Source organism: Capnocytophaga sp. ARDL2, assembly GCF_041530365.1.
Classification (GTDB): domain Bacteria; phylum Bacteroidota; class Bacteroidia; order Flavobacteriales; family Flavobacteriaceae; genus Flavobacterium.
In genome coordinates this window covers 663,075-674,901 of the sequence record NZ_CP168034.1, presented here as the reverse complement: position 1 = coordinate 674,901, position 11,827 = coordinate 663,075, and the positions used below count along the sequence as shown (strand labels likewise).

Annotated in this window: 15 protein-coding genes; 8 read left to right on the top strand and 7 right to left on the bottom strand. The window is 33.4% G+C overall.

Annotation, left to right across the window (positions count from 1 at the left end):
* Positions 1-2: 2 nt before the first annotated feature.
* Positions 3-2,021 (bottom strand): S8 family serine peptidase, encoded by a 2,019-nt coding sequence (locus AB4865_RS03365; protein ID WP_372474329.1) that lies wholly within the window; start codon positions 2,019-2,021, stop codon positions 3-5.
* Positions 2,022-2,118: 97 nt separating this feature from the next.
* Here AB4865_RS03365 and AB4865_RS03360 point away from each other — a divergent pair, with 97 nt between their 5' ends.
* The 7 genes from AB4865_RS03360 to AB4865_RS03330 all read left to right on the top strand — a co-directional run bounded on the left by AB4865_RS03360 (position 2,119) and on the right by AB4865_RS03330 (position 7,223).
* Entirely contained in the window at positions 2,119-2,724 is a 606-nt protein-coding gene (locus AB4865_RS03360; RefSeq protein ID WP_372474328.1) for a ribonuclease HII, read from the top strand.
* A 165-nt stretch (positions 2,725-2,889) separates the two neighbouring features.
* On the top strand, positions 2,890-3,051 hold the full coding sequence (locus AB4865_RS03355; RefSeq protein WP_372474327.1) for a hypothetical protein: 162 nt from the start codon (positions 2,890-2,892) through the stop codon (positions 3,049-3,051).
* Between the two features lie 426 nt (positions 3,052-3,477).
* Positions 3,478-3,789 carry a DUF805 domain-containing protein gene (locus AB4865_RS03350; protein WP_372474326.1) on the top strand — a complete coding sequence of 104 codons (312 nt, stop codon included), beginning with the start codon at positions 3,478-3,480 and terminating at the stop codon, positions 3,787-3,789.
* A gap of 141 nt (positions 3,790-3,930) precedes the next feature.
* Positions 3,931-4,632, top strand: coding sequence for a CoA transferase subunit A (locus AB4865_RS03345; protein WP_372474325.1), 702 nt, complete (start codon positions 3,931-3,933; stop codon positions 4,630-4,632).
* Between the two features lie 5 nt (positions 4,633-4,637).
* A complete protein-coding gene (locus AB4865_RS03340; RefSeq protein ID WP_372474324.1) occupies positions 4,638-5,297 on the top strand; it encodes a CoA transferase subunit B in 660 nt (219 codons plus the stop codon).
* A gap of 128 nt (positions 5,298-5,425) precedes the next feature.
* Positions 5,426-6,607, top strand: coding sequence for an AI-2E family transporter (locus tag AB4865_RS03335; RefSeq protein ID WP_372474322.1), 1,182 nt, complete (start codon positions 5,426-5,428; stop codon positions 6,605-6,607).
* A gap of 154 nt (positions 6,608-6,761) precedes the next feature.
* Positions 6,762-7,223 (top strand): hypothetical protein, encoded by a 462-nt coding sequence (locus tag AB4865_RS03330; RefSeq protein ID WP_372474320.1) that lies wholly within the window; start codon positions 6,762-6,764, stop codon positions 7,221-7,223.
* Between the two features lie 280 nt (positions 7,224-7,503).
* Here AB4865_RS03330 and AB4865_RS03325 read toward each other — a convergent pair whose 3' ends face one another.
* Positions 7,504-7,914, bottom strand: a complete 411-nt coding sequence (locus tag AB4865_RS03325; RefSeq protein WP_372474318.1) for a type II toxin-antitoxin system HicB family antitoxin — start codon at positions 7,912-7,914, stop codon at positions 7,504-7,506.
* A gap of 242 nt (positions 7,915-8,156) precedes the next feature.
* Positions 8,157-8,609 carry a hypothetical protein gene (locus AB4865_RS03320; RefSeq protein WP_372474317.1) on the bottom strand — a complete coding sequence of 151 codons (453 nt, stop codon included), beginning with the start codon at positions 8,607-8,609 and terminating at the stop codon, positions 8,157-8,159.
* A gap of 123 nt (positions 8,610-8,732) precedes the next feature.
* Here AB4865_RS03320 and AB4865_RS03315 point away from each other — a divergent pair, with 123 nt between their 5' ends.
* Complete coding sequence (locus AB4865_RS03315) at positions 8,733-8,936, top strand: hypothetical protein (RefSeq protein ID WP_372474316.1); 204 nt, start codon at positions 8,733-8,735, stop codon at positions 8,934-8,936.
* A 147-nt stretch (positions 8,937-9,083) separates the two neighbouring features.
* Here AB4865_RS03315 and AB4865_RS03310 read toward each other — a convergent pair whose 3' ends face one another.
* The 4 genes from AB4865_RS03310 to AB4865_RS03295 form a co-directional block, all read right to left on the bottom strand.
* Positions 9,084-9,200: a VOC family protein gene (locus tag AB4865_RS03310; RefSeq protein WP_372474315.1), complete on the bottom strand. Its 117-nt coding sequence runs from the start codon at positions 9,198-9,200 to the stop codon at positions 9,084-9,086.
* Positions 9,201-9,389: 189 nt separating this feature from the next.
* Positions 9,390-10,025 carry a YiiX/YebB-like N1pC/P60 family cysteine hydrolase gene (locus AB4865_RS03305; RefSeq protein WP_372474314.1) on the bottom strand — a complete coding sequence of 212 codons (636 nt, stop codon included), beginning with the start codon at positions 10,023-10,025 and terminating at the stop codon, positions 9,390-9,392.
* A 12-nt stretch (positions 10,026-10,037) separates the two neighbouring features.
* Complete coding sequence (truB, locus tag AB4865_RS03300) at positions 10,038-10,763, bottom strand: tRNA pseudouridine(55) synthase TruB (RefSeq protein WP_372474313.1); 726 nt, start codon at positions 10,761-10,763, stop codon at positions 10,038-10,040.
* Positions 10,764-11,006: 243 nt separating this feature from the next.
* Positions 11,007-11,819 (bottom strand): undecaprenyl-diphosphate phosphatase, encoded by an 813-nt coding sequence (locus tag AB4865_RS03295; RefSeq protein WP_372474312.1) that lies wholly within the window; start codon positions 11,817-11,819, stop codon positions 11,007-11,009.
* Between the last annotated feature and the right edge of the window lie 8 nt (positions 11,820-11,827).

The following is an 11,827-nucleotide window of genomic DNA, read 5'->3' as shown; positions in this document are numbered from 1 at the left end:
TATTATTTCTTAATTACTTTAACTTCTTGTACTTTTCCGTCATTTTTCAAACGCAAGATGTACATACCTGTTTGCAAGTGAGAAATATCTAGCGTAGCATTGTCAGTATTATTGAAAAGACCAGCATCAGTTATGATTTTCTTACCAGTAATATCATACAATTCTACAGTAGCATTTGCAATACTAGCAAAATCAGCTTTGATGTTCAACAAATCAGTTGTAGGATTTGGATAAACAGTCAAGTTGTCAAATACTTTTTCTTCAACAGAAACATTTGTATCCTCACCAGAGATGATTAATGAATATTTTTGAGAACCACCCATTAATGTTCCTTTGTGAGTTACTCTAATAGTGTATAAACCAGGACTTGCGACACCCGACGCTGCTCCTTTGTATTCTACAACCTCAACAGGGTCTACATTGTTGTCCGTACGGGACGCATAGATATTATTCCAATCTTTATTCAAAGCCCAAGGCAAAACTTCTTGTCCACCAGGTCTTATGATACGCAAATCCAAATCGTTTACCAAAGCAGGAGAAGAGTTGTCGGATCCTGATTTCGTCGTTCCAGCTGGGTCTGTCCATGCAATCGCTGCTTTCAAAGGCATACTACCCGGAGTTTGGATTTGAATTTCGTAAGTTTGTCCGTTGGTTAATTCCAATTCCAAAATGCGAGACTTGTGTCCTACGGCTGTAGAGTTTTTGGCATTTCTGATGATTTCTGCTCCTTTTTTAGCATTGATTACTCCCCAACCGAAACGATGATCGGGACCGTCTGGAGAAGTTGTCCAAGTAGTTGTATTCGCCGATTGGTATCTTCCTGCTTCGTCTGCTGAGATTGCCATCAAAGCCTTTACTGTTGCAGAACGCATATATCCTCTCGTAGGGAATTGTTGTCTATAATATTGATGCCACAATGTAAACACTCCCGTTACAGAAGGTGCTGCCATAGAAGTACCTTGTTTCGACTCTGTTGCATTTGTTCCACTGATACTCACAGATCTAACCCCTACACCTTTTGCAGAAATATCTGGTTTAATTCTAAAATCATCTGTTGGTCCCCATTGACTAAAATGTGACATCGTAGCGTCACTAGCGGAAGTATAATTTTCTATTCCATTAATAGCTGCAACTACAAAAGCATTCTTTGACACAGCGTCTCCATGAATTAAATCTGCCCCTCCTTTTGCAGTATTGAAATAATAAATTTGTCCTCCGCGATAATCTCCGTTTCTTGAGTTTCCTGCGGCAATTACCACAGAGTATCTATCTGCATTGAACAAAAGTAAATCCAATGTTCTTGCATCGACATTGTATTGTCCAAACTCAGCAGGATTAGAGGACAATCCTAAGGCAACATAATCTGCTCCATACGAATGGTTTGAAATCAACAATCCTTCTGCGGCTTGAGTTGTCATTTCATAAGTATCATTAGTCCAGTTGTTTGACCATAGATTTGCTTGTGGTGCCATACCTTTGATACCTGGAATGTTGTTGTTTGCAACCATCGTTCCAGCCACATGACTTGCATGTTCTCCTGCAGCAGAAGAACCTGAATTGTCTTTTATTGAAACACGGTTAGACCCTATACTTGTATGTTGGTAAAAAACAGGTCCATCGTCCCAAATACCAATATTCATATCTTGTCCTTCGATATTCAAACCTAGAGAACCTCCGTTGTGTAAGTGTTGTACTCTTGCAGTTTGGATAGAACTCGGAGTTGTATTATTATTTGTGATATAATATTTCAAATTTTCGTCTTCTGTAATACCTACAAGACTATAATATCTCCCATCTTCGGTAACACCTTCTAATGGCTTTCCTAATTCTTTTGCTTTTTGTACAGCAATTTTCATATCTCTATGATATTTCTCTGATTGCTCTTTTGCAAAGTTTTCTAACCATTCCTGATCGTAATCTTTTACAATTTTTTTTCTCTCTTCATCAGTTTGTGCATTTGCATTAAAAGTCAATCCTAATGCCAATGCTGTAAAGAAAATTTTAGTTTTATTTTTATTCATTTTGTAATGCTTTTAAAAAATTATTTTTTGAAGATCACAAATATACATTTATTTTTGCTAAAAAATAATTACTTTCGCTTATTATATATATTTTAACATGTTAGACTACAAATACAGTACCTTTTCTTTTGAAGCAGGAACTGACGAAGCTGGTAGAGGTTGTTTAGCGGGGCCAGTTACTGCTGCTTCTGTGATTCTGAACGAAAAATTGCAACATGAAATGATTAATGATTCTAAGAAGTTACAACTAAAATCCCGTAATTTTCTCAGAAAATTTATCGAAGAAAATAGTGATTGTTTTGCAGTTGCTCATGTTCAACCTAAAATTATTGATGAAATAAATATTTTAAATGCTTCTATCAAAGCCATGCATCTTTCTTTAGAAAAATTGCCTATTTCTCCCGAATTTATCATTGTTGATGGCAATAGATTTCATCCTTTTCTAAATATACCTCACCAAACGATTGTAAAAGGTGATGCAAAATTTTTAAGCATAGCTACTGCTTCTATTTTGGCAAAAACCTATCGAGATGAAATAATGATGCAATTGCACGAGGAATTTCCTATGTATCGATGGGATAAAAATAAAGGATACCCTACGAAAGAACACAGAGAAGCCATCAAAAAATACGGTCCTTGCAAATATCATAGAATGAGTTTCAAATTGCTACCCGATCAATTGGAATTGGATTTTGGAGAGTAATCAATAAATTTTCTCCCCAAAATACTCAATAAATAAAAAAAGATAAATGTAGGTTCATTTTTATCTTTTCAAAAAAAAATTACTAAAAAATATATTTATTTTTTTTTAGAATTAATTAAAAAAAGATACCTTATGCCTCATAATTAATTATAAATATTAATTCATATGATAAAATTAACATTATCAATTTTAGCATTATCATTCTTCTTTTCATCTTGTAATAAGGAAGAACTATCTGTAACAAATGAAAACATAAAAAACAAAGAAGTTTCAGCTTTTTCAAAACAAAAAACCATAACTTTAGATAAGGTAAGCGTTACTCTTTAATAATGGAAAAAAGCATATTTTAGAAACAGCGTTTGTTACTTCAGAAGACTTACCGATAAATTCTAAAGATTTTCAAGAATATTTTTATAAAAAAAGAGGAAAAGTAAGAGGTACTCTTTATTTTTTGTCTAATGGTATAAAATATTATTCTGTTGATATTGTAGATGGTAAAGAAACAAGAGTAAATTATTATATAGGCCCTGTAAATCCTTGTTCGTACGAAGGTATTAGACAATGTGCTGTACAAAGAATAGATAATTTGAATACATTTGATAAAGTTGTTTGTTCTTTTACAATGCCGAATTGTTTGTTACTACATATGGCAAGTTGTGCATGGGATAATTGTGGTATAGAAAGAGGTATTCAAGATTGGCAAAAACAAACGCCTTCTTTAACTATTGTTAGATAACTTTAAAATAAATAGACATGAAACACATTACAATTCCATTAAAAAAATTGTTTGATTTTTCAGGAAAATCTACAAGAAAAGAATTTTGGCTATTTTATTTGTTTCTCTTTTTAATGAGTACAATCTCAATGGTTATTCTCAAATTATTAAAAATTCCTGAAGATATTTCAAGTAAAATTCAATTATACCTTGGTGTGTTTTTTATCCTTGCGATTGGTTTCAGAAGAATGAATGACATAGGATTAAATAAATTTTTGTTTTTAATTCCTGTTGTCAATTTAATTTTGGCGTGTTTCCCTACCGATTATTTTTCTTCAGAAAAAAAGTAAAATATAAACTTTACAACTCTAATACTAAATTGTGTTAGAGTTGTTTTTATTATTAAGGTGAATTAAATATTTTCTCCCCAAAATACCCATTCAATCAAAAAAATCACTAATTTTAAACCCAATAAACACAAGCATACAATTATGATAAATAAAAAAGTAGCCAATGCCGCAGAGGCTTTGTTTGATGTAAAAGACAATCAAACAATTATGGTAGGTGGTTTCGGACTGAGCGGAATCCCTGAAAATTCTATTGCTGAATTAGTAAAGAAAAATATAAAAGGTCTTACTTGTATTTCAAACAATGCAGGTGTGGACGATTTTGGTTTAGGATTGCTTTTGCAAAACAAACAAATCAAAAAAATGATTGCTTCGTATGTGGGCGAAAATGCTGAATTTGAAAGACAAATGCTCAGCGGTGAACTCGAAGTAGAATTGACTCCTCAAGGTACTTTAGCAGAAAAATGTAGAGCTGCTCAAGCGGGAATTCCTGCTTTTTTCACTCCAGCAGGATACGGAACAGAGGTTGCCGAAGGTAAAGAAACTCGTGAATTCAATGGAAAAATGTATGTAATGGAAGAGGCTTACAAAGCTGATTTTGCCATTGTAAAAGCTTGGAAAGGCGACGAAGCTGGAAATTTAATTTTTAGAGGTACTGCCAGAAATTTCAACGCAAATATGGCAGGTGCAGGAAAAATCACCATCGCCGAAGTAGAAGAATTGGTGCCAGCAGGAGCATTGAATCCTAATGAAATTCACATTCCTGGGATTTTTGTAAAAAGAATTTTTCAAGGAATAAACTACGAGAAAAGAATTGAACAAAGAACTGTAAGAAAAAAAGACTAATCGCTATGGCTTTAGATAAAATAGGTATTGCAAAACGAATTGCAAAAGAACTTCAAGACGGGTTTTATGTAAATTTAGGCATTGGTATTCCTACTTTGGTAGCCAATTATGTACCGTCGGGTATGAATGTAGAATTTCAATCAGAAAACGGAGTGTTGGGTATGGGGCCTTTTCCTTACGAAGGTGAAGAAGATCCAGACATCATCAACGCAGGAAAGCAAACGATTACTACTTTGCCAGGTGCGGTGTTTTTTGACTCGGCAACGAGTTTTGGTATGATTCGTTCGCAACATGTAGATTTGACGATTTTAGGTGCTATGGAAGTTGCCGAAAATGGTGATATTGCCAACTGGAAAATACCAGGAAAAATGGTAAAAGGTATGGGCGGTGCTATGGATTTGGTAGCCTCTGCCGAAAATATCATCGTAGCTATGATGCATGTAAACAAAGCGGGGGAGTCTAAAATTCTGAAAAAATGTACATTGCCTCTTACGGGTGTAGGATGCGTGAAAAAAGTAGTTACAGAATTGGCTGTTTTGGAGGTTACTTCAAAAGGATTTAAACTATTGGAAAGAGCACCAGGGGTTTCAGTAGAGGACATCGTAAAAGCTACAGAAGCCGATTTAATTATCGAAGGGGATATTCCCGAAATGATTATTGACTAATAAAAAGATTCTTCACTTCATTCGTTCCGATAGTAATCGGAACTCTCTTGTCCTGAATGACAAATTGATAAATGTCATTCCGACGAAAGGAGGAATCTATATAAAAAGGTTAAAATATCTAATCAATTATGACAAATCATTCAACAGAAATCAACACTACAAAAGGAGTTAAGAAAACTCCTTTTGTAATAAAATTAGCAACCATACTTATCAGTATGGTTTTGATTGTTTATATTGCAATCATCGGAAAATCAATTTTATTGCCTTTGATTCTCGGACTTTTGATTGCCTTATTACTTGTACCAATGACGCGTTTTTTTGAACAAAAATTACGTTTCCCTATAATTGTTTCGTCTTTAGTATCACCGATTTTGTTTACCTTGGGGGTCTTGTTGGTGCTGTTTCTTATAGGTACACAAATGGCAAAATTCAGAGAAGACTGGGATTTATTTCAAACGCAAATGGTCAATTTGTTTCATCAAACTCAAAATTATATCTATACCAATTTTGGTGTATCTGAAGAAGAACAAATGCAATACCTTAGCGGAAATGTCGAAACACTATTACAACGAAGCTCTACAATTGCACAATCTGTATTATCAAGCCTTACCTCGATATTGATTACCGCTTCATTTGTGTTTTTATCAGTATTCTTTTTGTTGCTATATCGCTCACATTTGGTAAAATTTCTGACATGGTGTTTCCCTGTTTCACAAAAAACTAAGGTTATGAAAGTAACTCAAGAGATACAATCTGTGGTAAAACAGTATATCTTTGGATTGATGATACAGGTTGTAATTGTAACCGTATTAATGTTTATTGCATATAGCATCATTGGCATCAAATACGCTTTGTTGTTTGCCGTTTTGTGTGGAGTGCTAAACCTGATTCCCTATATTGGAATATTTACTGCAACAGCTATGGCAACCATTGTTACCTACACCACGGGTACACCCATTCAGGCTTTGTGGGTAATTATATCGGTAGTGATTGTAAACTCTATCGATGGAAATATCATTATGCCAAAAATTGTAGGTTCAAAAGTATCACTCAATTCATTTGTGGTCTTGTTTGGAATTTTAATTGCAGAGGCCATTTGGGGATTAGCAGGAATGTTTTTGGCTATTCCGTTGATGGCTATGTTCAAAATCATTTGTGACAATGTAGAAGGTATGCGTCCTTACGGCTTTTTGCTTGGAGAAGACGACGAAAAAACACCAAAATACGACGCTAAATACATTACTACCATCGAATGTGTAAAAGTAGAAAAAGAAGTTTTGGAAGAAGAAGAGAAAAAGGAAAAAGAGTAGTTTTATATTAACTACTAAATAATACTTATAATTATTTATTTTTCAATAACTTAAAAAAAATAACACGGTATTCTTTGCACTTAAAACCCCTTTAAATTACCTTTGTTCAGAGAAAATAAAGAGAATAAAATTAATAATCAAATCATTTTTCGTTATGGCAAATGTAAACTATTACATTAAGAAAAATAAGGGGATAAGCTCCATATATGCGAGACTAACGCACGGATATAATATAGATGTTTCGAGCCGTACCAATTTGAGTGTACCTGCCGAATTTTGGGATACAAAAAATAAAAAAGTACGCAAAGTGCTGAAGATAGATTATGATTTTATCAATAAGAAGTTAGAAGAAATAAAATACTCTGTTCTTGATACATTTAATAAAGATTTTACACAAGGGCGAAAAATAGATAAAAATTGGCTCAGTGATACAATTCTATTTTTTTACGGACACGAACCCAAATCGAGGACAGCCCACACGCTATTTTTTACCGACTTTTGCAAATGGTGGATGAAAGAAAAAGCACCCACGCATAAAAGTAGTCGATACAAACTATTATCTGAAGTAAATAAAAAATATTACAAAAAAATTTATCCAAACATTCGAGGAATTTGAAAACCAAAACACGAGGATAAAACTTACAGATTTAGACGAAAGTGTAATTGATAAATTTTGCAAGTTCCTAAACGAGGAAGAGTAAAAAAAAACTCTGTATAAAGGTACAGAGTTTTAGCTTTTAAGAGTAGTTAAATACTATTGAATTAATTATGAAACCATAATTAAAATCATTGCAAATGATATATAATATTTTTGTTACCCACCCCTAAAATATTAATTTTTTCCAACAAAAAAAAGCGGAGCTACAAACTCCGCTTTTTTACTACTCAATAAAATTTTAAAATTGCACAGCCAACAACTCTTTACCCAATTGATGGATAGCATTTTGAATTTTATAAGCCTGTTCTTGCGAGGCAGTTGCTATGCCGTTTTTATATTGTCTTACTAATGATTCGTTCAATCCAGCTTTTTTTGCCACCGATGAAATTTTCACTTCAGGAATCAAAGCAAAAAACGAAGACAAATCCATTTTATAAACAAATTCTACATCTTCATAATCATTTGCATAATCTTCCCCAAACTCTTTAGCAATTTCTATATTATCTGCAAAAGCCCCTTCCAAATTGCTTTTCAATTCCTCAAATGTATTTCCACAAGAGCTGACCACACCCACAAAATTTTGAGTTGTTCCCCAATACATTCCTTCCTTGTCTTTTTCAACAAAAATTTCTATTTTTTTAACTTCCATATCATTATTGTTTTTTATCATTAATCTACTATACCCTTTGAAAACAAGCCTTTTTTGGGGCTTTTTTTATACCCACCTTCCACTTTTAGACCTGCAAACCGACCATTTTCGTGACCCCACGAAAATGATACCCACCCCTAAAAAACCTATTTTTTTATTTACACACAATGTTATTAAATGTATTACTTGTACATTACGCCTCGCCTAAATTTGCCCCATTAAACCCACACACAGGACAATAATTAACGGCGTGGCTGAATAAGAGGTTGTGATTGAGTTGGTTGGGTATATTTATTGACTGACTTACTTTGTGCCGACTTTAACGCCTGTATCTCAGACTCTAACTTGGCTACTTTTTCTTGTAACAAAGCTTTGTTTTCCTCTAATAAAGCATTGTTTTTCTCTAACATTGCTATATACTTATCATTATTAGGAGTAACAACCTCATTTTTTACCTCACCTTTGAGCATAGAACCCTTTCCTGTAAGTAACCATTCGGCGTTGATTTCATAGTCGTCTATCAATACAGATAATAAATCAACTCCTACATTCATTCTTTCTTTCAGAATTTCTGAAAATTTAGATGCTGTTATCCCAAATTTTTCTGCTAAAAATGATTTTGAAGGAACTTTTTTTTCTAAAATAAGAAAATTTATCACTTCTATAAATCTCTGATTTACAATATTTTTACTCATAAACATAAAATTATTTTCAAAATTTCTGAAATTTAATTTGTTTAATTCAGAATTTCTGTATTATATTTGCAATGTGATAATGACAAAAATCAATTATTTCTGTCATTAAAAATATCCAAAGATATGAATAAAAGAAAAGTAACAGAAGAGGCAAAAGAAAAAATAAAAAAAAACATTACCAAGATAGCTAACGACGTTGGTAAAGCACCGACCACTATATATAGAATGTTGTATGTAGAAACGCATCGGTTAGAACAAAAAGTAATAGCAAGAGCTATTCGCAGATACACCAAGCTCCGTGTAGAGGATTTATACGAGAGCGAATAATAAGTAATTGATAATTGACAATTCAGAAACGTTCATAGACATATCGGAAAAAAGTTGGTAAAACAAGAAAAAGTATCAATCACTACACGAATTTTTAAAACTAAAAAAAACTATCTGTAATTTAACAGATAGTCTTTTCGTTTATTTTTACCCTTCGCGGTAACTCATCATCCAGTTGATACCAAAAGCATCGGTACACATTCCGAAATATTCGCCCCAAAATGTATTTTCCATTGACATCGTTACTGTACCATTTGCGAACAATTTTCCGAAAATTTCATCCGCTTCGGCTTTTGATTGCCCATTTCTTCAGAAATGGGATATTCTGATGGCATATCTTTAAACCTTCCTACATAAGGAAACTCACCTCAAAAAACAATACGGTAAAAATTGAAGGCTTCTTAACAATTTCCGTTGAAATTCAAATAAATGTTTGTTGTCATTTTTAGTGTATTATTTTATAAATTCTTTCATAATAATTTTTTCATCCATACTCATTGCTCCTGGATTACACCCTAATTTTCCTTGTGGTACTTCCATTCCTCTTTCTTCAAAATGTTTAATCCAAACGGCATAATATTCCTCAGAGTGTGGTTCTTTGTAATTCATAGGATACATTTGAAAAAAATCTTCTTGTTCATTGGCAAATAAAAACGCATCGTAAATCAATTCTGAACAATAATATTTTCCATTGTCATATAAAAAATCATGGTCGTACGGTACACCCAATTGTGAATTGCAAAAATCCAAAACTTTGGGAATTAAATAATGGTATTCGTTAGCCAATTTTCCAACATAAACAGGCTGTTTGGTATATGCCAAAAACAATCGTAAAGGGGTTTTTACCACTCCTTTTTCTACGGCTTCATATAGCCAAACGCCTCCTTTTTCATCAATATCTACCAATCCCACATGGTTGAATTTCAAACCATGATATCCCTCTGTTACCGCATTGATTGCCTCACACATTTCACCACAATTGATATTGATAAACAACAAATCGCCTTTTTCCAATTTGGTTGGCGATTGAGCAAAAGAAAACTGTATATACAAAAAGAAAAACACAAGTTTTACTAATTCATTCATCATTCAAACCCTCGTTTATTTTACTTGATTTTCGTACTTACTTGGATTGTAAATTCGTTCAAAATCGTTGGGTTCTATGCCTTTTTCCACTGAAAAATTTCCGATTTTAGTTCTTCTTAAAGCGATAAGATGTGCACCCGAACGCAACGCTTTCCCAAAGTCAAACGCCAATGAGCGAATGTAGGTTCCTTTACTACAAACCACTCTAAAATCGATTTCTGGCAAAGCAATTCGAGTGATTTCAAATTCCAAAATCTCAATTGTTCGTGCTTGAATTTCTACTTCACTACCCTCTCTTGCATGTTCGTACAATCGTTTCCCATCTTTTTTCAATGCCGAAAAAACAGGTGGAAATTGCTGAATTTGTCCGATAAATTGCTGACGAGTGGTTTCTATCAATTCGGAAGTGATGTGGTCTGTAGGAAAAGTTTGGTCGATTTTCGTTTCCAAATCATAAGAAGGTGTGGTTGCCCCAACGGTTATCGTGCCTATATATTCTTTGATTTGTGCTTGAAGTTCGGGTATTTTCTTGGTAAATTTCCCTGTGCAAACAATCAACAATCCAGAAGCAAGAGGGTCTAATGTACCTGCATGACCTATTTTGAATCGTTTGGGCAAATTCAAATTTTTCAATAAAGTATATTTGATTTTATTTACTGCTTGAAACGAACTCCAAGTCAATGGTTTATCTATCAATAAGATTTGTCCCTCTTGAAATTGTTCTTTTGTTAGTTTTTGCATACGCTTTTATTTTAGCCACGAATTTCCATAAATTATTCACCATTTATTAATAAATATCTTTCGTATTCACATCTAAAAAGAATGGTGGCTAAAGACTGAGTGTCTAATCATATATTTTTCTATTTTAGTATGAACATATACATCTTTTTTGTTACAAATCCTCAATCATCATGAAGAGGAATATGTTAAAGAAATTTGTGATAATTTGTGTAATTCGTGGCTACTCCTTACACCTTAAATGTATTACCAAAAATAAATCAACAAAATAATTCCTACGATGATGCGGTACCAACCCCAAAATTTAAATCCGTATTTTGTCAAAACTGCAATAAATGTTTTCACGGCGATAAGTGCCACAATAAACGCGATGATATTTCCTAAAATAAAGATTTGTGTGTTTTCTGAAGTAGCCAAAATCATTTCATAACCTTTTTGTTGTACAATCCCTTCTGCCCCCCATTTTTTCACAAAAACAGAATAAATAGTTACAGCCAACATAGTAGGCACCGCCAAAAAAAAAGAAAATTCAGCCGCGGCTTTTCTGCTCAACCCCTGCGTCATCCCTCCGATAATGGAAGCAGCCGAACGCGAAGTACCAGGCATCATTGCCAAACATTGCCAAAATCCGATAGTTAGGGCTTTTTTGAATGAAATTTCTTTTTCGTCGTGAATTTTTGGATTTTTGAACCATTGATCAACGAAAATCAAAACAATTCCCCCAAGAATCAACACTATCGAAATTACTTTTTGATTTCCTAAAACTTCTTCAATCATATCGTCAAATAAATAACCCAATCCCAAAGCAGGAATTACGGCAAAAGCCAATTTTAAATAAAAATTGAAATTGTTGAAATCAAAAAATTTTTTCCAATACAATACTACTATCGAAAGAATAGCTCCAAATTGAATAGAAACTTGAAACATTTTCAAAAATTCATCATTGCTATCCAAACCCAGCAATGCAGCAGTAAACCCCATGTGAGCCGTTGATGAAATCGGCAAATATTCTGTCAACCCTTCGATGATTGCGATGAGTATGTAATGAAAAAGTTCCATATTGCGAT

What these genes read in the sequence shown, in the direction of transcription:
- AB4865_RS03365 (WP_372474329.1), bottom strand. Translation starts at nt 2,021, where the DNA reads ATGAATAAAAATAAAACTAAAATTTTCTTTACAGCATTGGCATTAGGA.
- AB4865_RS03360 (WP_372474328.1), top strand. Translation starts at nt 2,119, where the DNA reads ATGTTAGACTACAAATACAGTACCTTTTCTTTTGAAGCAGGAACTGAC.
- AB4865_RS03355 (WP_372474327.1), top strand. Translation starts at nt 2,890, where the DNA reads ATGATAAAATTAACATTATCAATTTTAGCATTATCATTCTTCTTTTCA.
- AB4865_RS03350 (WP_372474326.1), top strand. Translation starts at nt 3,478, where the DNA reads ATGAAACACATTACAATTCCATTAAAAAAATTGTTTGATTTTTCAGGA.
- AB4865_RS03345 (WP_372474325.1), top strand. Translation starts at nt 3,931, where the DNA reads ATGATAAATAAAAAAGTAGCCAATGCCGCAGAGGCTTTGTTTGATGTA.
- AB4865_RS03340 (WP_372474324.1), top strand. Translation starts at nt 4,638, where the DNA reads ATGGCTTTAGATAAAATAGGTATTGCAAAACGAATTGCAAAAGAACTT.
- AB4865_RS03335 (WP_372474322.1), top strand. Translation starts at nt 5,426, where the DNA reads ATGACAAATCATTCAACAGAAATCAACACTACAAAAGGAGTTAAGAAA.
- AB4865_RS03330 (WP_372474320.1), top strand. Translation starts at nt 6,762, where the DNA reads ATGGCAAATGTAAACTATTACATTAAGAAAAATAAGGGGATAAGCTCC.
- AB4865_RS03325 (WP_372474318.1), bottom strand. Translation starts at nt 7,914, where the DNA reads ATGGAAGTTAAAAAAATAGAAATTTTTGTTGAAAAAGACAAGGAAGGA.
- AB4865_RS03320 (WP_372474317.1), bottom strand. Translation starts at nt 8,609, where the DNA reads ATGAGTAAAAATATTGTAAATCAGAGATTTATAGAAGTGATAAATTTT.
- AB4865_RS03315 (WP_372474316.1), top strand. Translation starts at nt 8,733, where the DNA reads ATGAATAAAAGAAAAGTAACAGAAGAGGCAAAAGAAAAAATAAAAAAA.
- AB4865_RS03305 (WP_372474314.1), bottom strand. Translation starts at nt 10,025, where the DNA reads ATGATGAATGAATTAGTAAAACTTGTGTTTTTCTTTTTGTATATACAG.
- truB (WP_372474313.1), bottom strand. Translation starts at nt 10,763, where the DNA reads ATGCAAAAACTAACAAAAGAACAATTTCAAGAGGGACAAATCTTATTG.
- AB4865_RS03295 (WP_372474312.1), bottom strand. Translation starts at nt 11,819, where the DNA reads ATGGAACTTTTTCATTACATACTCATCGCAATCATCGAAGGGTTGACA.